This is a genomic window from Fusobacterium sp., from assembly GCF_019012925.1.
Taxonomy (GTDB): Bacteria; Fusobacteriota; Fusobacteriia; order Fusobacteriales; family Fusobacteriaceae; genus Fusobacterium_A.
Genome location: NZ_JAGIRL010000039.1, coordinates 23946 through 43009 on the forward strand (window position 1 = coordinate 23946; position 19064 = coordinate 43009).

20 protein-coding genes are annotated in these 19064 nt (G+C 31.6%); 18 read left to right on the forward strand and 2 right to left on the reverse strand.

Annotation, left to right across the window (positions count from 1 at the left end; translation table 11 throughout):
• Nucleotides 1–49 precede the first annotated feature (49 nt).
• The 16 genes from nhaC to disA all read left to right on the forward strand — a co-directional run bounded on the left by nhaC (nucleotide 50) and on the right by disA (nucleotide 14983).
• Entirely contained in the window at nucleotides 50–1576 is a 1527-nt protein-coding gene (gene nhaC, locus QZ286_RS07110) for a Na+/H+ antiporter NhaC (protein WP_291256265.1), read from the forward strand.
• A 19-nt stretch (nucleotides 1577–1595) separates the two neighbouring features.
• Complete coding sequence (locus tag QZ286_RS07115) at nucleotides 1596–2009, forward strand: hypothetical protein (protein WP_291256266.1); 414 nt, start codon at nucleotides 1596–1598, stop codon at nucleotides 2007–2009.
• A gap of 178 nt (nucleotides 2010–2187) precedes the next feature.
• On the forward strand, nucleotides 2188–3285 hold the full coding sequence (ychF, locus tag QZ286_RS07120) for a redox-regulated ATPase YchF (RefSeq protein WP_291256267.1): 1098 nt from the start codon (nucleotides 2188–2190) through the stop codon (nucleotides 3283–3285).
• An 89-nt stretch (nucleotides 3286–3374) separates the two neighbouring features.
• Nucleotides 3375–3857, forward strand: coding sequence for a DUF177 domain-containing protein (locus QZ286_RS07125; protein ID WP_291256268.1), 483 nt, complete (start codon nucleotides 3375–3377; stop codon nucleotides 3855–3857).
• 36 nt (nucleotides 3858–3893) lie between these two features.
• The gene (gene rpmF / locus QZ286_RS07130) at nucleotides 3894–4076 is read left to right on the forward strand and encodes a 50S ribosomal protein L32 (protein WP_291256269.1); all 183 of its coding nucleotides are present in this window, start codon (nucleotides 3894–3896) and stop codon (nucleotides 4074–4076) included.
• Nucleotides 4077–4209: 133 nt separating this feature from the next.
• Nucleotides 4210–5217 carry a phosphate acyltransferase PlsX gene (plsX, locus tag QZ286_RS07135; protein WP_291256270.1) on the forward strand — a complete coding sequence of 336 codons (1008 nt, stop codon included), beginning with the start codon at nucleotides 4210–4212 and terminating at the stop codon, nucleotides 5215–5217.
• Nucleotides 5218–5235: 18 nt separating this feature from the next.
• The gene (locus QZ286_RS07140; protein ID WP_291256271.1) at nucleotides 5236–6228 is read left to right on the forward strand and encodes a beta-ketoacyl-ACP synthase III; all 993 of its coding nucleotides are present in this window, start codon (nucleotides 5236–5238) and stop codon (nucleotides 6226–6228) included.
• A gap of 68 nt (nucleotides 6229–6296) precedes the next feature.
• Entirely contained in the window at nucleotides 6297–7208 is a 912-nt protein-coding gene (fabD, locus tag QZ286_RS07145; RefSeq protein WP_291256272.1) for an ACP S-malonyltransferase, read from the forward strand.
• 62 nt (nucleotides 7209–7270) lie between these two features.
• Entirely contained in the window at nucleotides 7271–7492 is a 222-nt protein-coding gene (gene acpP, locus QZ286_RS07150) for an acyl carrier protein (protein ID WP_005883395.1), read from the forward strand.
• Nucleotides 7493–7572: 80 nt separating this feature from the next.
• Nucleotides 7573–8811: a beta-ketoacyl-ACP synthase II gene (gene fabF, locus QZ286_RS07155; protein ID WP_291256273.1), complete on the forward strand. Its 1239-nt coding sequence runs from the start codon at nucleotides 7573–7575 to the stop codon at nucleotides 8809–8811.
• Nucleotides 8812–8834: 23 nt separating this feature from the next.
• The gene (gene rnc / locus QZ286_RS07160) at nucleotides 8835–9557 is read left to right on the forward strand and encodes a ribonuclease III (RefSeq protein WP_291256274.1); all 723 of its coding nucleotides are present in this window, start codon (nucleotides 8835–8837) and stop codon (nucleotides 9555–9557) included.
• Nucleotides 9544–10599 (forward strand): elongator complex protein 3, encoded by a 1056-nt coding sequence (locus QZ286_RS07165; RefSeq protein ID WP_291256275.1) that lies wholly within the window; start codon nucleotides 9544–9546, stop codon nucleotides 10597–10599. The genes rnc and QZ286_RS07165 overlap by 14 nt, the downstream gene beginning before the upstream one ends.
• Nucleotides 10571–12040 carry an Rne/Rng family ribonuclease gene (locus QZ286_RS07170; protein WP_291256276.1) on the forward strand — a complete coding sequence of 490 codons (1470 nt, stop codon included), beginning with the start codon at nucleotides 10571–10573 and terminating at the stop codon, nucleotides 12038–12040. Before QZ286_RS07165 ends, QZ286_RS07170 begins: the two co-directional genes overlap by 29 nt.
• Nucleotides 12041–12050: 10 nt before the next feature.
• Complete coding sequence (gene coaD / locus QZ286_RS07175) at nucleotides 12051–12545, forward strand: pantetheine-phosphate adenylyltransferase (protein WP_291256277.1); 495 nt, start codon at nucleotides 12051–12053, stop codon at nucleotides 12543–12545.
• A 7-nt stretch (nucleotides 12546–12552) separates the two neighbouring features.
• On the forward strand, nucleotides 12553–13941 hold the full coding sequence (gene radA / locus QZ286_RS07180) for a DNA repair protein RadA (RefSeq protein ID WP_291256278.1): 1389 nt from the start codon (nucleotides 12553–12555) through the stop codon (nucleotides 13939–13941).
• The gene (disA, locus tag QZ286_RS07185; RefSeq protein WP_291256279.1) at nucleotides 13931–14983 is read left to right on the forward strand and encodes a DNA integrity scanning diadenylate cyclase DisA; all 1053 of its coding nucleotides are present in this window, start codon (nucleotides 13931–13933) and stop codon (nucleotides 14981–14983) included. Before radA ends, disA begins: the two co-directional genes overlap by 11 nt.
• Nucleotides 14984–15061: 78 nt before the next feature.
• Here disA and QZ286_RS07190 read toward each other — a convergent pair whose 3' ends face one another.
• Complete coding sequence (locus tag QZ286_RS07190) at nucleotides 15062–16366, reverse strand: Na+/H+ antiporter NhaC family protein (RefSeq protein WP_291256280.1); 1305 nt, start codon at nucleotides 16364–16366, stop codon at nucleotides 15062–15064.
• Between the two features lie 17 nt (nucleotides 16367–16383).
• Complete coding sequence (locus QZ286_RS07195) at nucleotides 16384–17502, reverse strand: replication initiation protein (RefSeq protein WP_291256281.1); 1119 nt, start codon at nucleotides 17500–17502, stop codon at nucleotides 16384–16386.
• 247 nt (nucleotides 17503–17749) lie between these two features.
• On the opposite strand from QZ286_RS07195, the gene QZ286_RS07200 reads away from it, so the two are divergent.
• Together QZ286_RS07200 and QZ286_RS07205 are read left to right on the forward strand one after the other, a co-directional pair.
• Nucleotides 17750–18064 carry a PTS lactose/cellobiose transporter subunit IIA gene (locus tag QZ286_RS07200; protein WP_291256282.1) on the forward strand — a complete coding sequence of 105 codons (315 nt, stop codon included), beginning with the start codon at nucleotides 17750–17752 and terminating at the stop codon, nucleotides 18062–18064.
• Nucleotides 18065–18096: 32 nt separating this feature from the next.
• Complete coding sequence (locus tag QZ286_RS07205; RefSeq protein ID WP_291256283.1) at nucleotides 18097–19059, forward strand: N(4)-(beta-N-acetylglucosaminyl)-L-asparaginase; 963 nt, start codon at nucleotides 18097–18099, stop codon at nucleotides 19057–19059.
• Nucleotides 19060–19064: the final 5 nt, after the last annotated feature.

Below are 19064 nucleotides of genomic sequence, written 5' to 3' on the forward strand. Positions count from 1 at the left end.
TATATTAAAGTTAATATAATATAAATTAAAATTTCTTGGAGGTATTAAAATGAGTACACAGAATCAGATGGGGAGATTACCAAGTCGAATCGAGGCAATGATTCCAATTTTTTTCCTTTTAGCAATTATGATTGCTAACTATACTTTAGGATGGGGATTTGACCCACATATACCTGTAACTTTATCTTGTGGAGTTGCTATGATTATTGGAAAGATATGTGGATATAATTACAAAGAGATGCTAGCAGCAGGACTTGAAGCTGTAAATCAATCGCTTGAAGCTATAATAATTATTCTTCTTGTAGGTTGTTTAATAGGATCATTTACAGCTAGTGGGACTATTCCGGCTGTTGTATATTATGGATTGAAATTATTTACACCTATTATATTTTTACCATTTGTAACTATTTTATGTGCTGCTGTAGGAGTTGCACTTGGATCAGCGTGGACTGTAACAGCAACACTTGGGATAGCATTTATGGCTATAGGAACAACAATGGGATTAAATCCAGCATTAATAGCTGGAGCTATTCTTTCTGGAGCTTGTTGTGGAGATAAATTTTCTCCTCTTTCAGATTCAACAAATTTAGCAGCAGGATCAGCACAAACAGGTCTTTTTGATCATGTAGCTGCTATGGTAACAACTACTTTTCCAAGTCTAGTTATAGCAGTAATTATATATGCTTTTTTCTCTTTTTCTAAAGTTGGAGTTTATGATCCTACTCTTGCAAATGAATTATCAGCTGCTATATTGGAACATTATACTTATATGAGTCCTATTTTGCTTATTCCTGTTTTATTGATTGTAGTTGTAGCAGTTATAAAAATGCCTGCAATCCCTTCGGTGGTTTTACTTTCTTTATTAGGATGTATTTTTGCAGTAATTTTTCAAGGAGCAGGATTTGCAGACTGTATAAAGATGCTACATTATGGATATCATGCCCAGTCAAATAATGAACTATTTACTACACTTGTAAATAGAGGTGGGATGAACAGTATGCTATGGACCAATAATCTTGTTATTGTTGCTGTTGCTTTTGGTGGAATTCTTCAAAAAATAGGTGCAGTAGAATCTATTTTAGGTGGATTTATAAATAAAGTAAAGACTCCTTTCCAATTAGTTCTTTTAACTATGGGAACTTCAATATTTTGTATTACAACTATGTGTGATCAATATTTAGGTTTAATAATTCCAGCTTCTATGTATAAGGATCGTTTTGATGAGATGGGACTTGGAAGAAATATGCTTTCAAGGACTTTAGAAGATGGTGGAACATTATGGTCACCACTTGTTCCTTGGTCATCATGTGGAGCATATCATGCAGCTGTACTTGGAGTTCCGACACTTTTATATCTACCATATTGTTTTATGAATATAATAAATCCAATCTATGCAATAGTTACTTTAAGTTGGGGTGGAAATATTTTATATGTGGATGGATCTAAAACAAATGTTTTTGGAAAGTTAAAAAAAGGACGTGGACCAGCAGAAGCTCCAGAAAAAGCATATGATAAAGCAATGAAAGCACTAGCAAAAATAAGAAGTACAAATGAAACAGATAATATTAGAGTATAAAATTAGAAAGGAAAGAGTAATGGAGCATTATGGAATTATCCCTAAACGAGGGATGGGAATAAAAATAGGAGCTATAAGTTTAGGTTTATATAGCATTTACACCTCTATTTTAAATATAAATTTATTTTATATTTTATTTGGTATTATACTAATATTTGCAACTTTTTGTAGAAAAAAACATATATTAACAGCTGATGGCGTAGATATTTATTATAGTATTTGTGGATTTCAATTTCATAATATATGGAAATGGAGTGAAATAAGAAGTGTTCATTTGGATTATAAAAATTCAAAACCAAATGTTGAATTTCATATTAGTAAAGGAATAGTTTCTAGAAGATTTATTTTTCAAAACTTAAATATTTGTGAAATAATAGAGGTTATAAAAAAAGCAAATTCCAAAATTTATATATCTGAAATAGAAAGAAAATAGAAGGTTTTTCAGAAATAAAAGTTGTTATGAAAATATAAAAAATATTGTTTTCATAACAACTTTTTATATATTTTTATTTTAAAATAATTTACAAGATTGATAAAGCTAAGGTATTTACAAATTCTTTAAATTATGGTAAAATTTGTAGTAATATAAATTTTTTAGGAGGGGCTTTTCAATGATTGGAATAGGAATAGTAGGTCTTCCAAATGTCGGGAAATCAACACTTTTTAATGCAATAACAAAAGCGGGTGCAGCAGAGGCAGCAAACTACCCATTCTGTACAATAGAACCAAATGTAGGAATGGTAACTGTACCAGATTCAAGATTAGATGAGTTATCAAAAATAATTAATCCTCAAAGAGTAGTTCAAGCTACTGTAGAGTTTGTTGATATAGCTGGATTAGTAAAAGGAGCAGCAAAAGGAGAGGGATTAGGAAATAAATTCTTATCAAATATTAGATCTACAGCAGCAATTTGCCAAGTAGTAAGATGTTTTGAAGATGATAATGTAATTCACGTAAGTGGTTCAGTAGATCCAATAAGAGATATTGAGGTAATAAACACAGAGCTAATATTTGCTGATATGGAAACTGTAGATAAAGCAATTGAAAAACATAAAAAATTAGCTATGAATAAGAATAAAGAATCTATGGCATTAATGCCTGTATTAGAAAAATGTAAAGCACATTTAGAAGAGTTTCAGCTATTAAAAACTCTATCTATGACAGAAGAGGAGTTAGAGGTAATAAGAACATATCAATTATTGACTTTAAAACCTATGATATTTGCAGCAAATGTGGCTGAAGATGATTTAGCAACAGGAAATGAGTATGTAGAAAAAGTAAGAGAGTATGCTGAAAAATTAGGTTCAGAAGTTGTAATAGTTTCTGCAAAAGTTGAAGCTGAATTACAAGAGATGGATGATGAAGAGAGCAAGAAAGAGTACTTAGAGGCACTTGGTGTTGAAGAGGCAGGATTGAATAGATTGATAAGAGCTGGATACAAGTTATTAGGTCTTCAAACTTATTTTACAGCAGGAGTAAAAGAGGTTAGAGCTTGGACAATAAGAATCGGAGATACTGCTCCAAAAGCTGCTGGAGAGATTCATACAGATTTTGAAAAAGGATTTATCAGAGCAAAAGTAGTTTCATTTGCTGATTTTATAAAGTATTCAGGATGGAAGGGTGCTCAGGAAGCTGGAGTATTAAGATTAGAAGGAAAAGAGTATATAGTTCAAGATGGAGATTTAATGGAATTTTTATTCAATGTGTAGAATAAAAAAATCTTTTGTTAAGAAAAATTACTTGACAATATTTAAAAAACTTAGTAAAATATCTAGGTGTACGATTGGAGGAAATTGTTTTGAGATTAGAGATTAAAAATTTTCCAAACCAAATTTTAGAATTTGACTTCTATATTGATAGTATGGAGGACATAGATCTAAAAGATAGAGTGCATGTTATAGGAACAGCTGTAAATAACAATGGTAAGGTTGAAATAAGTGGAAAATATTCAACTAAAGTAAAAACACAATGTGTAAGATGTCTAAAAGAGATTGAAATAGAATTAAGTAATGATTTTATGGGAACTTTCTTAGATGAAAGTGAGTATGTTCAGTATTTAAAAAGTTTAAATGCAGAATGTGAAATTAATCAAAATGAGATTTATGACGAGATAAAAGATGGAGTTATAGACTTAGAAGGATTAATAAGAGAGTATATAATACTTGATATGCCACCATATCCACAGTGTGAACCTGTTTGTGAAGATGATTCAGAGATAGAGAAGCACAGTGATAATGGAATTGATCCAAGATGGCAGCAATTATTACAAATAAAAAATTAATTTTTAAATAAGAATGTAAGTAGGAGGGAAACTAAGATGGCAGTACCTAAGAAGAAAACATCTAAAGCTAAGAAAAACATGAGAAGATCTCATCATGCTTTAACTGGAACTGGATTAGCAACTTGTGAAAAATGTGGAGCTCCAAGAAGACCACACAGAGTATGTCTTTCATGTGGAGATTACAATGGAAAACAAGTTCTAGCAGGACAAGCTGAGTAATTAGATTGTTTAATTAGATAAAAAAAGGCAAGATAAGCTCTTGCCTTTTTTTATTATAAAAATAAGAAAAATATTTTTAAAATTCACAAATATGATGTATAATGTTGTAAAGATAATTATATAGGAGGCAACAATGAGAATAGCTTTAGATGCTATGGGTGGAGATAAAGCTCCCTTTGAAACGGTAAAAGGAGCAGTGAAAGCCTTAGAAGAGAGTGAAAGTTTACACCTCATACTTGTTGGAAAGAAAGAGATAGTAGAAGAGGAGCTATCAAAATACAAAGTTGATAGAGATAGAATAGAGATAGTAGATGCTAGAGAGAAAATAGAGATGACTGATGATCCTGTAACAGCAGTTAAAGGAAAGAAGGATTCATCTATGAATAGAACTTTAGAGCTTGTTAAAGAGGGAATAGCAGATGCTTCTGTTTCAGCTGGAAATACAGGTGCCTTAATAACTGCTAGTCAATTAAAACTAAAAAGAATAAAGGGTGTATTGAGACCAGCTATTGCTACAATGTTTCCTAATAAGACTGGAAAGATGTTGATGCTAGATGTTGGTGCAACTGCAGATTGTAAGCCAGAGTTTTTAAATCAATATGCTATGATGGGTTCTAAATATTTGGAAGTATTGTTAGGAAAGAAAAATCCGACTGTAGGATTATTAAATATTGGAACTGAAGAGGGTAAAGGAAATGAGGTAACTAGAGAAGCCTACCTTCTTTTAAAAGAGAATAAAACTATAAATTTTATGGGAAATGTAGAGAGTACAGAGGTTATGAATGGAAATATAGATGTAGTAGTAACTGATGGATTTACAGGAAATATGGTTTTAAAGACTTCTGAAGGGGTTGCAAAGTTTATCGTCTCATCATTGAAAGAGGAGATAGGTAAATCATTTATATATAAGCTGGGAGCTTTACTAATCAAACCAGCAATAAAACATATAGCTAAAAAGATGGATTCATCAGAGTATGGTGGAGCTATATTTTTAGGCTTGAATGGAATCTCTATAAAAGCTCACGGAAATTCAGATTCAACAGGAATAAAAAATGCTATAAAGGTGGCTAATAAATTTGCTGAGATGAATTTTATTGAAGAGTTAAAAAATGTTATAGATATAGATAATATTAAAGAATAGACCTTATAGGAGGAGATAATGGAATTTAAAAGCGTAGGAATCAAAGGATTAGGATACTATGTTCCAGAAAAAGTAATGACTAACTTTGATTTTGAAAAGATAATAGATACATCTGATGAATGGATTAGAACAAGAACAGGAATAGAGGAGAGAAGATTTGCTGCTGTTGATCAGGCAACTTCAGATCTATGTGTAGAGGCTGCTAAAAAAGCTTTAGATAGAGCCAATATGACAGTGGAAGACTTAGATTTAATATTAGTGGCTACTTGTACTCCAGATTATTTAGTTCAAGCAACTGCATGTTTGGTACAACATAAATTAGGTGGAAAGAATATTCCATGTTTTGACTTAAATGCAGCTTGTAGTGGATTTATATATGGACTTACAGTTGCTAACGGAATGATAAAGGGTGGAGTATACAAAAATATACTTGTAATAGGAGCAGAGACACTTTCAAGAATTATAGATATGCAGGATAGAAATACTTGTATATTATTTGGTGATGGTGCTGCAGCTGCAGTAGTTGGAGAGGTTGAAGAGGGATACGGAATACTATCAACTTATCTAGGTGCTGAAGGAGAAGATGATGATATATTAAGAACTCCTGCTGGTGGAACAAAAAAACCAAATGATGCACAAACAATAGAGAATAGAGAGAACTTTGTAAAGATGAAGGGACAAGATGTATTCAAATTTGCTGTACATGCACTACCAAATGCTACAAAAAATGCTTTAAATACAGCTGATGTAAGTGCTAATGATCTAACTATGATATTCCCACATCAAGCTAATGTAAGAATAATAGAGTCAGCAGCAAAAAGAATCCATGTACCAATTGAGAAGTTCTATATGAATCTTCAAAAATTTGGAAATACTTCATCAGCTTCTGTAGGTCTTGCATTGGGAGAAGCGTTAGAGAAAGGACTTGTAAAAAAAGGAGATCTAATAGCTTTAACAGGTTTTGGAGCAGGATTAACATATGGTTCTATAATAATGAGATGGACATATTAATAAAGAATTGACAGAATTTAGATGCTATGATATATTAAATTACACGTGTTTTTATTAAGGAGGAAAAGATGTCTAAAGTAGCTTTTGTATTTCCAGGACAGGGAACACAATATGTTGGAATGGGAAAAGAATTATATGAGAACAATGAGCTAGCAAAGCAAGAGTTTGATAATCTATTTTCAAAACTGGATTTTGATTTAAAAAAAGTTATGTTTGAAGGTCCAGAAGAGGAGTTAAAAGAGACTAAAAATACTCAACCAGCTATAGTATCAATGAGTTTAATATTGACAAAATTATTAGAAGCTAAAGGAGTAAAGGCTGATTATGTAGCAGGACACTCTGTAGGAGAGTATGCAGCTTTTGGAGCAGCTGGGTATTTGTCATTGAAGGATACAGTTAAATTAACTGCTGCTAGAGGAAGCTATATGAATGAAGTAGCACATAAAGTTAATGGTGGAATGGCAGCAATTATTGGATTGGATTCTTCAAAGATAGTTGAAGTACTTGAAGGAGTAGAGGGAGTAGTTGAAGCAGTAAACTTTAATGAACCTAAGCAAACTGTAATAGCTGGAGATAAAGATGCTATTGAGAGAGCTTGTGTGGCTCTTAAAGAAGCTGGAGCTAGAAGAGCAATGCCATTAGCAGTATCAGGTCCTTTCCATTCATCATTGATGAAGGAAGCAGGAGAAAAATTAAAATTAGAGGCTGAAAAGTATAACTTTACTATGACAGATGTTAAGTTAGTAGCAAATACAACAGCTGAAATTTTAAATTCAGTTGATGAGGTAAAGGAAGAGATCTATAGACAGAGTTTTGGTCCAGTAAAATGGGTTGAAACAATAAATAGATTGAAAGCTGAAGGGGTAGATACAATTTATGAAATAGGACCTGGAAAAGTATTAGCAGGACTTATAAAGAAAATTGATAAAGAAATTATAGTAAAAAATATAGAAAAACTTGAAGATTTGTCAAATATATAGTAAAATCTATAATATATAACGTTTTTAAAATATATAAAGAAAAAATTAAGGAGGAAGAAAAAATGTTAGATAAAATAAGAGAAATAGTAGTAGAGCAATTAGGTGTAGACGCTGAGCAAGTAGTACCTGAGGCAAACTTTGTTGAGGATTTAGGAGCAGATTCTTTAGATACTGTTGAGTTAATAATGGCATTCGAAGAAGAGTTTGACGTTGAGATTCCTGATACAGATGCAGAGAAAATAAAAACAGTTCAAGATGTTATTGATTATATTGAATCAAAATAATTAATTGGATAAAAATGAACGGGGTATTGAGTAGGTACCCCGTTACTTATATATATTAGAGCAAAATTAGAGGTGATGTTATGAATAGAGTAGTCGTTACAGGTCTAGGACTAATAACTGCTTTAGGAACAGGAATAGAGAAGAGTTGGAAGAGAATAGTGGCTGGAGAGACAGGAATAGCTAAGATAGAATCTTATGATGTAGCTGAGATGCCAGTACAGATAGCTGGAGAGGTAAAAGACTTTGATCCTACAGAGTTTGGAATTGAAAAGAAAGAGATAAAAAAATTAGCTAGAAATACTCAATTTGCAATAGCAGCTACAAAAATGGCTTTAGATGATTCTAAATTAGTAATAGATGAGAATAATGCTGAAGAGGTAGGAGTAGTTGTTTCTTCTGGAATTGGTGGAATAGAGGTATTTGAAGCTCAACACCAAGCAATGTTAGAAAAGGGAGTAAGAAGAATATCTCCATTTACAATTCCTGCTATGATAGCTAATATGGCTGCAGGAAATATAGGGATTTATTTTGGAGCAAAGGGACCTAATAAATCAGTTGTAACAGCTTGTGCTGCTGGAACTCACTCAGTTGGAGAAGCTTTTGAAATGATAAAAAATGGAAGAGCAAAAGTGATGATAGCAGGAGGAACAGAAGCAGCTATAACACCTTTTGCTATGAATGCCTTTGCTAATATGAAAGCTCTTTCAACAAGAAATGATGAGCCTGAAAAAGCTTCAAGACCATTTACTGCTGACAGAGATGGATTTGTAATGGGAGAGGGAGCAGGAGTGTTAATTCTTGAGGAGTTAGAATCTGCAAAAGCAAGAGGAGCAAAGATATATGCTGAAATAGTTGGATATGGAGAGACTTGTGACGCTTACCATATAACAGCTCCAGTAGATGGAGGAGAAGGAGCAGCAAGAGCATTTAAAATGGCTCTTAAAGAGGGAGAAATAGCATTAGAAGATGTTGATTATATAAATGCTCATGGAACTTCAACACCAGCAAATGATAAAAATGAAACTGCAGCAATAAAAGCTGTATTTGGAGATCATGCTAAGGAATTGATGGTATCTTCAACAAAAGGAGCTACAGGACACGGATTGGGAGCTGCTGGAGGAATTGAGGCTGTAATTATAGCGAAGAGTATTTTTGAAGGTGTTGTTCCACCAACAATAAACTATGATAATCCAGATCCAGAGTGTGATTTAAACTATGTGCCAAATAAGGCAGTTGAGAAGGAGGTAAATGTAGCAATGTCAAGTTCACTAGGATTTGGTGGACATAATGCTGTAATAGCTATGAGAAAATATAAGTAGAATTGTAGAATTTAGGAGGAGAAATGAAAAAAAATTACTTAGATTTTGAAAAAAATCTTGGGTATAATTTTAAAAATAAAGAACTTCTAAAAAATTCACTTATTCACCGTTCATTTGGAAATGAGCATAGAAGATATAAAAAGATAAGTAATGAGAGACTAGAACTGCTAGGAGATGCAGTTCTAGACCTCGTTGTTACAGAGTATCTATATAAAAGCTATGCAAACTCTACAGAGGGAGATTTGGCAAAAGTAAAATCTATGGTGGTAAGTGAACCAGTTTTAGCAGGGATATCTAAAAAATTAGAAGTTGGAAAATATCTACTGTTGAGTAGAGGTGAGGAACTAACTGGTGGAAGAGAGAGAAGCTCTATATTAGGAGATGCATTTGAAGCTATATTAGGGGCAATATATATAGATTCAAATTTTGAAACAGCCAAGAAATTTGCACTTTCACATATAAAAGATGCTATTGATAATGTGGACAACAATGAGGATATTTTAGACTTTAAAACAATATTACAAGAGTATAGTCAGAAAGTATATAAAATTATACCTGAATATTCAGTGATAAAAGAGATAGGACCAGATCATCAAAAAGTGTTTGAGATAGAGGTTAAGATAGATAATGGAATTGAGGAAAAACAGTCTGAAATAGGTAAAGGTAAGAATAAAAAGACAGCAGAACAAGCAGCTGCTAAGTCATTGTGTAAAAAATTAGGAGTAAAGATTCATGAAGCACTATAATATTCCAATATTTATAAGTCATTTTGGTTGCCCAAATTCATGTGTTTTTTGTAACCAAAAAAAGATAAATGGTAGAGAAACAGATGTTACAATTCAAGATTTAAAAGATACAATAGAGACATATTTAGAAACTCTTCCAAAGAATTCCAAGAAAGAAGTGGCTTTCTTTGGTGGAACTTTTACAGGAATTTCTATGAATTTACAAAAAGAATACTTAGAGACAACTTATGAATATATAAAAGCTGGAAGTATTGATGGGATAAGATTGTCTACTCGTCCAGATTGTATAACAGAGGAGATAGTAGAACAGTTAAAAAAATATGGAGTAACAGTTGTTGAATTAGGAGTTCAATCTCTTGATAAAGATGTATTGTTGGCAACTGAGAGATACTATCCTCTAGAGGTAGTAGAAAATGCTTGTAGATTACTAAAAAAATATGGGATAAAAGTTGGAATCCAATTGATGATAGGATTACCAAAATCTACTCAAGAAAAAGAGTATGAAACAGCTAAAAAAGCCTTAGCTATGGAACCAGACATGGTAAGAATATATCCGACATTAGTGATAAAAAATACTAAGATGGAGAGAATGTTTTACAATGGAGAATATATTCCGTTAACATTGGAAGAGGCTGTTGAGATAACTAGGAAAATTTACTCTCTTGTAGAGAGTAAAGGAGTGAATGTAATCAGAGTAGGATTACAGCCAAGTGATGATTTGAGAGAGGATGGAGTAGTTATTGCAGGACCGTTCCACTCAGCATTTAGGGAGCTAGTTGAAACAGAGATACACTATGACTTCTTTAAAGATATAGCACTGAAAGATAAGAGGTTGGATATTTTAGCCAATGAGAAGTCTGTTTCAAAATTTGTTGGAATAAATAAAGCTAATAGATTGAGATTAAAAGAGTATTTTAATATAAAGATAGATAATTCAATCGAAAAAGATGATGTAGTTGTAAATGGAAAAAAATATTCTAGGTTAGATATACTAAGAGGAGAGTTAAAAAGAAATGAATCAGATAGTGATCAACATAGATGAGTTTCAGTCAAGAGCAGCTATAATTGAAGATAAAAAAGTGATCGAGATTCTGATCGAAAGAGAAGAAGAGGGAAGAATAAATGGGAGTATTTATAAAGGAAAAGTAGCTAATGTTCTTCCTGGAATGGAGTCAGCTTTTTTGAATATAGGGTTGGAAAAAAATGCCTTTCTCTATGTAAATGATCTGAGAGAGTTTGAAGAAAAGTATTTAGATGGGATATGTAATAGTGAAAGACCAATAGAGGATATATTAAATGTTGGAGATGAGGTTGTAGTACAGGTTTTGAATGAACCAAGAGGAAGCAAGGGTGCAAGAGTGACTACACACTATACATTGCCTGGAAAATACTTGGTATTGATGCCAAATAATGATCATCTTGCAATATCTAAAAAGATAAAAGATGAGGCAGAGAGATCTAGATTAGAGGAGATATTTAAGGATATAAAGCCTGAAAATATGGGAATTATAATTAGAACAGCAGCCTTTGGAAAGAGTATTTTTCATTTTGAAAGAGAGATAGAGTACCTAGTAAAAAAATGGGAAGATATAGAGAAAAAAACGAAAAATGCTAAAATAGGAGAGGTGTTATACAAAGATAATGGAGTTATAACAACTGTTTTAAGAGATATTTTCTCCAATGATATAGATGAACTTATAGTTGATAATGAGGAAGCTTATTGGGAAATTATAGATTATATAAACGCTTTTAGTGAAAAGACTTTAAAAACAAAGATAAAACTTTTTAAAGGAGAAGATGAAAGAAATATATTTGAAGTATTTGAAATTGATAAAGAGATACAAAACGCTTTAAAGGAAGAGGTAAGATTAGAGTGTGGGGGCTCACTGGTAATTCAGAAAACAGAAGCATTGATAAGTATTGATGTAAATACTGGAAAGAATACAGGAAGCTATAATCTTGAAAAAACAGTTTTAAATACAAATTTAGAGGCTGCAAGAGAGATTCCAAGACAGTTGAGATTGAGAAATTATGGTGGAATTATAATAATAGATTTTATTGATATGAGATTAGATGAGGATAAGGAACAGGTATTAAAGACATTGGAAGAGAATCTGGCCAAAGATAGAATAAAAAATAATATCGTTCATTTTACAGATTTAGGTTTGATAGAGATGACTAGAAAAAGAACAGGGAAACCATTGTATAGTTATTTTCAAGAAACTTGTCCAATGTGTAGTGGAACAGGAAAGATAAAATCTAAAGATGCAGTTATTCACGAGATGATGTCAGAAATTAGAATCTGTGCAAAAGATGAGGACATATCAAAGATAAAGGTAGTATTATCTAAAAAATTAAAGATAGCTTTTAAAGAGTTGTATTTTGAGTTTGTAGAAGATTTTGTAAAAAATAGAAAGAAAGAGCTTATATTGGAAGAGAATAAAGAGAATAATTACGAGTATGAGATTGTTTTAATAAAGTAAAGGTGAATATATGAAAATAGGAGTGTATGCAGGAAGTTTTGATCCAATAACTAAAGGGCATTTTGATGTTATAAAAAAATCTTTAAAAATAACAGACAAATTGATAGTGGCAGTTATGAATAATGCCAATAAAAAGTGCTGGTTTTCATTAGAAGAGAGAAAAGAACTGATAAAAATGCTAACAAATGAATTTGGTGAAAAGGTAGAAGTGAAGAGTTTTGATGGCTTGTTAATAGATTTTATGAAGGAGCATAATGCAGAGATCATAATAAGAGGATTGAGAGCAGTATCTGATTATGAATATGAGTTGGGTTATGCTTTTGTAAATCATGATCTTTCAGCTGGAGAAGTTGATACAATATTTATACCAGCAGCAAGAGAGTACATGTATTTAAGTTCGAGTGCAGTAAGAGAGGCAGCAACTGTAGGAGCAAGGCTAGATATTTTTGTAGATACAAAAATAGTGGATATAGTTAAAAATAAAGCTAAAAATATAAAGGGATAGGTTATAAATGGCAAAAACTAAGAGTTTTTATGTATGTAGTGAATGTGGATATAAAACTGTAAAATGGACAGGAAAGTGTCCACAATGCAATAGTTGGGGAACTTTTGAAGAGGAGTTGGAAGTTTCCTCAGCTGTAGGAGCACCAGTAGTCTCTTCTGCAGTATCTATAAAGGAAACTTCAGAGAAAGTTTTCTCTTTTAATGATGTCATAATAGAGGAGAGCGATAGATACAAAACTCAAATAGGTGAGTTTGATAGAGTATTAGGTGGAGGTTTATTATGTGGTGAAGTTGTTCTTATCACTGGAAATCCAGGAATAGGAAAATCAACTTTATTATTACAGGTTGCAAATGAGTATACTACATATGGAGATGTAATTTATATATCAGGTGAGGAGTCTCCAGCTCAAGTAAAGAGCAGAGGAGAGAGATTGAAAATAAAGAGTAAAAATCTTTATTTGATGTCAGAGACAGATATTTCAAAAATATATGAATTTTTAATAGCAAAAAAACCTAAAGTTGTGATAGTGGATTCTATACAGACTCTATACAACTCAGTTGTAGATTCAATACCAGGAACACCTACACAGATAAGAGAGTGTACACTGAAGATAATAGAGTTAGCTAAAAAATATGGGATCTCATTTTTCATAGTTGGACATATTACAAAAGATGGAAAAGTGGCAGGACCTAAATTATTGGAACATATGGTAGATGCAGTATTTAATTTTGAGGGAGAAGAGGGGCTTTTCTATCGTATACTGAGAAGTACCAAAAATAGATTTGGCTCAACAAATGAGTTAGCAGTTTTTAGTATGGAAGAAGACGGAATGAAGGAGATAAAAAATTCGTCTGAATATTTTCTCAGCGAGAGAGAGGAAAGAAATATAGGAAGTATGGTAGTTCCTGTACTAGAGGGAACAAAAGTATTTTTATTAGAGGTGCAGACTCTTCTTACAGAGGTAACAATTGGAATTCCTAAGAGGATAGTACAAGGGTTTGATAAAAATAGAATACAGATTCTAACAGCAATTGCTGAAAAAAAGATGTATATGAATCTAGCTATGAAAGATCTATTTGTAAATATTCCTGGAGGACTTAGTATCGAGGATCCAGCAGCAGATTTAGCTGTTTTAATATCAATACTATCAATATACAAGGGTGTAGAGATAAGTCAGAAAATAGCAGCTATTGGGGAATTGGGATTAAGAGGAGAGATTAGAAAGGTATTTTTTATAGATAAAAGACTTAGGGAATTAGAAAAACTAGGATTTAAAGGGGTTTATATACCAGAAGCTAATAGAAAAGAGATTGATAAGAAAAATTATAACTTAAAACTGATATATTTAAAAAATTTAGAAGAACTTTTAGAAAGGATGAATAAAGATGGACAGTAAAAAATTGGAAGAGATGCTGTCATTTGTAACGCCAGGAACAGCTCTTAGAGAGGGACTAAATAATATATTAGAAGCAGGATTAGGAGCTTTAATAGTTATAGGCTTTGATGAAAATGTAAAAAAAATGGCAGATGGTGGATTTTATTTAGAGTGTGATTTTACTCCAGAAAGAGTATATGAATTGGCAAAAATGGATGGAGCAATAATCTTAGATGCAGAGTGTAAAAAGATAATGTATGCTAATGTTCATTTGCAACCAGATAGAAAATATAAATCTACAGAGAGTGGAACAAGACATAGAACAGCTCAAAGAGCTGGACAGCAGATAGGGAAATTGGTAATAGCAGTTTCAGAGAGAAGAAATGTAATAACTCTATATAAAGATGATATAAGATATAGATTGAAAGATGCTTCTTCAATAGAAAATGAAGCAGCTCAAGCTATAAAGACAATGGAGAGATACAAGGCAGTTTTAGATAGAGCCTTAGCAAACTTGACAATATTGGAGTTGGATAATACAGCAACTCTATATGATGTGGCTACTGCACTACAGAGATTTGAAATGTTGAGAAGAATAGGAGCAGAGGTAAATAACTGTGTTGTTGAGCTAGGTGTAGAGGGAAGATTGTTAAATCTTCAATTTCAAGACCTAAATCAAGATATAGAGGAAGATGAGTACGACTTAATCAGAGACTATATAGAGGATGGAATTGACTATAAAGAGGTAAAAGAGAAGATGAAGAGCCTTGATGATGAAGAGTTGTTAGAGGTAGAGAATTTTTCACACTCTCTTGGATATGGAAAGAGTTATAGTCTATTAGATAATGAAGTAAGTCCTAAAGGTTACAGATTATTAGGTAGAATAAGTAAATTAACAAAAAAAGATATAGAAAAATTAATAAATAGATACAATAGTATTTCAAAACTTCAAGATGTACCAGATGAAGAGTTATCAGATATGAAGATAAGTAAGGTTAAGATAAAAGCCTTAAAAAGTGGTTTGAAAAGATTGAAGTTGACTGTTGAATTGGAAAAAGTGTAATAGAAGTAGAAAATAGAAAAAGGAAAAAAGTTACTTATAGGATAATGCCTATTGTAGTAGTTTTTTTCCTTTTTTGCTTTAAACTTTTTTATCTTTTAATTTTATAAAAATTAAAGTGAAGACAAGTAGAAGCATCTGATACCAAAGTAGAGATATTAACTCTATAGGTGAAACTTTTTCAGAAGCAAAACTTAATAGAATTAGCATTTGAGCACCGTATGGGATAATTCCTTGAAATATACAAGAGAATATATCTAAAATGGCAGCACTCTCTTTGGGATCAATATCATATTTTTTAGATATATTTTTTGCAATGGGACCACTGATTATTATAGCAACAGTATTATTGGCAACAGCCATATCAATTAGAGATACTAATATACCTATACCTAATTTAGCACTCTTCTTACCAATTATTAATTTTTGGATATGACCAATTAGCCACTGTATTCCACCTGCTTTTGATGTCATATTAGCTAAACCACCTGAAAATAGTGATAGAAGAAAGATCTCATTCATTCCAGTAAATCCATTATATATCTCTTTAGACAGTGTTAAAAAAGTAAAATTTCCATGAAATATTCCAATTATTCCAGCTATTACTATTCCAAGAGTAAGTACTACAAAGACATTTATTCCACTTAAAGCTAAGATTAAAACAGATAAATATGGAACTATTTTAAGGAAACTATAATCTAATACCTCCAAATTTACTATTGTTTTTGGAGCACCGAAGAGAAAGAATAAAATAACTGTCAAAATAGCAGCAGGAAGAGCAATATTTAAATTTACTCTAAATTTATCCTTCATCTCTACTCCTTGAGTTCGGGTAGAGGCGATTGTTGTATCTGAGATAACAGAGAGATTATCTCCAAACATAGCTCCACCCATAACAGCCGCCAATATGAGAGCTAGAGAAACTCCACTTTTATCAGCAAGACCAACTGCAATAGGTGCAATAGAAACAATAGCTCCAACAGATGTACCAGTAGCTGTTGAAATAAAAGCAGCTATAACAAATAAGCTGGGAGCTAAAAATCTTACTGGAATAAAAGATAGGGCTAAGTTGACAGTAGAATCTACTCCCCCCATAGTTTTAGCTACTCCAGCAAAAGCTCCAGCTAAAAGATAGATTATACACATAGTGATAATATCTTGATGTCCACACCCTTCTAAAAATGTATTGAATTTCTCTTTAATACTCCCTTTAAAAAGGATAAAAGCAAAAACAATTCCAATAAAAGCTGCTATAGGTGATGGTAATTGATAGAAAGCCATTGGAATTTTTTGCAATTGAAGTATAATACCAGCTCCCAAATAAAAAAGTACAAATACAATGAGTGGAACTAAGCCAATAAAACTTCCATTGTTATTATTTTTCATTAAAACCTCCATTAAAATTATTTATGAACATAAAACTCAATAATTGATGTATCATTTTTATTGTAACTTATCTTTATAGAGAGAGTTTTATCTTTTAAAACTACTGTCTCTTTATCTTTTAGTGAGTAAAGAGTAATAGTAAACATATATTTAGATAGTTGAGGAAGATTATTCTTTTGAATAAAGACAAGGATATCTGTGTGCATTTGAAATAGAGATTTAAATTTCTTTTTCAAAATATAATCAGGTTTATCAAGTTCCTCATTTTGTGCAAGAGATAGTTGGAGATGTTTTTCAATATCAATATCAAAATTGAGCAAAACATATTCAACTTTATTTTTTACAAACTCCTCTCCATACTCTGCTACAGATTTTAAAAGTAGGGAGTATATTTCAGAAAAATTTTTAATATTTTTCCCTAGTTTAGCCATTAACGAATCAATAAATTGAGTTGTATTTTCCTCAGCAATTGAATTAGAATCAACTTTCTTACTAATGGTTATTCCTAAAATTTTGGCACTTTTATGTTCGCCATTTTTAACTTTTTCATATTCAAGATTTAATTTACCATTGGTTTTAATATCTTCTAGTATTGGAATGAGAAGATTTTTTTCAATGTCATAAAATCTTTTATAAGAGTCGCCTATTTCAAGAATTTCACGAAGAGTATCAACTGGAATATAGATATTGTTATCTTTATTATTGTAAATATATTGATAGAGACGATAGGAGAATTTCTCCTCAAGAAACAGTATGTTTCTCAGACCAACTCTATCAAAAAAAGATCCCTTTTTAAATGAATTAGTAATTTCATCTGAAAATACAAGATATATAGTTTCGTTATTAATATAATAAGATTGTAATATGCTAATACAGGTAAAATAGTTATTCTCTTTGGAAAAAATTGTGATAGTTTTACTCATCAAACTATTTAGATATTTTAAAATCTCCTCTTTTTCAGTAAAATTAAAAATTTTTAAAAATTTATTTAATGATATATGATTATATTTCTGTAATCTTATATTACGAAATAACTCCTTATCTTTTTTTGTTAAGTGTTTTGTAAAATCAAGTTTAATATCTTTTCCAATTAATTCAAAATCTAAAAGACTTATTTTGTCATTTTTTTCATTCATACATACCACCTTAAAAAAATTAAAAAAATTTTGAATATAATTTTCATAAAAATAAAACGAAAAATAACAAATAATATTTCGTTATACCTAATTAGTCTACCATTTATTCTATAAAAAATCAACAACTAACAAAAAAACTATAATGATAATAACGAAAAAAGTTCAAAAAATGACAGATTTGACTTTTTATAATATATAATATATGATAAAGATGTGAATAAATAAAAAATATGTGGAGGTAATACAGATGAGTTTAACAATTGAAGAGATAGCAATGACAATAGTGGGAAATGCAGGAGAAGCGAGAAGCTTAGCATTTGAAGCTTTAAGAGAAGCAAAAGAGGGAAATTATGATAAAGCAAAAGAGTGTTTAGATCAAGCTAAAGAGAGAAGTTTAGCAGCACACGAGATGCAAACAGAGTTAATATGTAATGAAGCAGATGGAAATGGAATAGAGATGAATCTATTAATGGTACATGCTCAAGACCACTTAATGACTTCAATACTTGCTAGAGAGTTAATTGAAGAGATGATCGCTCTATATAAGAGATTAGATAAATAATCATTGAAATAACCTTAGGAGGAAAAGAGTTAATGAAAAGAGAATGGGGTATGATAGCAACTTGGAGAATGGCAGGAGATGCTGTTGCACTAGGAGCTGATATATTAGAAAATGGTGGAAAATGCCAAGATGCTGTAGAAAAAGCAATTATGCAAGTAGAAGATTATCCATTTTATAAATCTGTAGGTTATGGTGGACTTCCTAATGAAGAGTGTGAAGTAGAATTAGATGCAGCATTTATGGATGGAAAAACTTTATCAATAGGAGCAGTAGCAGGAATAAAAGACTATAAAAATCCTGTTTCAATAGCAAGAAAATTAAGTGAAGATAGATTTAATATTTTCTTAGTTGGAGCTGGAGCAGAGGCATATGCTCATAAAAATGGTTTTGTTAGACAGAATATGCTAACTGAGAGAGCAAAGAAAACTTGGGAAAAGAGAAAAAAAGAGATATATGAGAAAAATCTTTCTCCATATGATGGACATGATACAGTTTGTATGATAGCTCTTGATAAGGAAAAAGATATGGCTGTGGCTACATCAACAAGTGGACTATTTATGAAAAAAAGAGGTAGAGTAGGAGATTCGCCTGTTTCTGGATCGGGATTCTATGTTGATAATGAAGTTGGAGGAGCAGCAGCTACAGGACTTGGAGAAGATATAATGAAAGGTTGTCTATCTTATGAAGTAGTTCAAAGAATGAAAAAGGGAGAGACTCCTCAAGAAGCAGCTCAAGGTGCTGTAATGGACTTTACTGACGAGTTAAAAAGAAGAAGAGGACATGCTGGAGCTATTTCAGTAATAGCCCTTAATAATAAAGGTGAATGGGGAATAGGAACAAATGTGGAATTTACTTTTGCAGCGACTACATCAGAGGAGATACCTCAAGTCTATATTGCTAATCCAATAGAGGGAAGCAAGGATGTAAGGATAGAAGCAGTTAGTAAAGAGTATATGGAAGAGTATAAAAAAAGTATTCAAAAACCAATAGAGTAGTAAAT

Excerpts from the sequence above, each read along its gene's own strand:
- nhaC (WP_291256265.1), top strand. The coding sequence starts at position 50 with ATGAGTACACAGAATCAGATGGGGAGATTACCAAGTCGAATCGAGGCA.
- QZ286_RS07115 (WP_291256266.1), top strand. The coding sequence starts at position 1,596 with ATGGAGCATTATGGAATTATCCCTAAACGAGGGATGGGAATAAAAATA.
- ychF (WP_291256267.1), top strand. The coding sequence starts at position 2,188 with ATGATTGGAATAGGAATAGTAGGTCTTCCAAATGTCGGGAAATCAACA.
- rpmF (WP_291256269.1), top strand. The coding sequence starts at position 3,894 with ATGGCAGTACCTAAGAAGAAAACATCTAAAGCTAAGAAAAACATGAGA.
- plsX (WP_291256270.1), top strand. The coding sequence starts at position 4,210 with ATGAGAATAGCTTTAGATGCTATGGGTGGAGATAAAGCTCCCTTTGAA.
- QZ286_RS07140 (WP_291256271.1), top strand. The coding sequence starts at position 5,236 with ATGGAATTTAAAAGCGTAGGAATCAAAGGATTAGGATACTATGTTCCA.
- fabD (WP_291256272.1), top strand. The coding sequence starts at position 6,297 with ATGTCTAAAGTAGCTTTTGTATTTCCAGGACAGGGAACACAATATGTT.
- acpP (WP_005883395.1), top strand. The coding sequence starts at position 7,271 with ATGTTAGATAAAATAAGAGAAATAGTAGTAGAGCAATTAGGTGTAGAC.
- fabF (WP_291256273.1), top strand. The coding sequence starts at position 7,573 with ATGAATAGAGTAGTCGTTACAGGTCTAGGACTAATAACTGCTTTAGGA.
- rnc (WP_291256274.1), top strand. The coding sequence starts at position 8,835 with ATGAAAAAAAATTACTTAGATTTTGAAAAAAATCTTGGGTATAATTTT.
- QZ286_RS07165 (WP_291256275.1), top strand. The coding sequence starts at position 9,544 with ATGAAGCACTATAATATTCCAATATTTATAAGTCATTTTGGTTGCCCA.
- QZ286_RS07170 (WP_291256276.1), top strand. The coding sequence starts at position 10,571 with ATGAATCAGATAGTGATCAACATAGATGAGTTTCAGTCAAGAGCAGCT.
- coaD (WP_291256277.1), top strand. The coding sequence starts at position 12,051 with ATGAAAATAGGAGTGTATGCAGGAAGTTTTGATCCAATAACTAAAGGG.
- radA (WP_291256278.1), top strand. The coding sequence starts at position 12,553 with ATGGCAAAAACTAAGAGTTTTTATGTATGTAGTGAATGTGGATATAAA.
- disA (WP_291256279.1), top strand. The coding sequence starts at position 13,931 with ATGGACAGTAAAAAATTGGAAGAGATGCTGTCATTTGTAACGCCAGGA.
- QZ286_RS07190 (WP_291256280.1), bottom strand. The coding sequence starts at position 16,366 with ATGAAAAATAATAACAATGGAAGTTTTATTGGCTTAGTTCCACTCATT.
- QZ286_RS07195 (WP_291256281.1), bottom strand. The coding sequence starts at position 17,502 with ATGAATGAAAAAAATGACAAAATAAGTCTTTTAGATTTTGAATTAATT.
- QZ286_RS07200 (WP_291256282.1), top strand. The coding sequence starts at position 17,750 with ATGAGTTTAACAATTGAAGAGATAGCAATGACAATAGTGGGAAATGCA.
- QZ286_RS07205 (WP_291256283.1), top strand. The coding sequence starts at position 18,097 with ATGAAAAGAGAATGGGGTATGATAGCAACTTGGAGAATGGCAGGAGAT.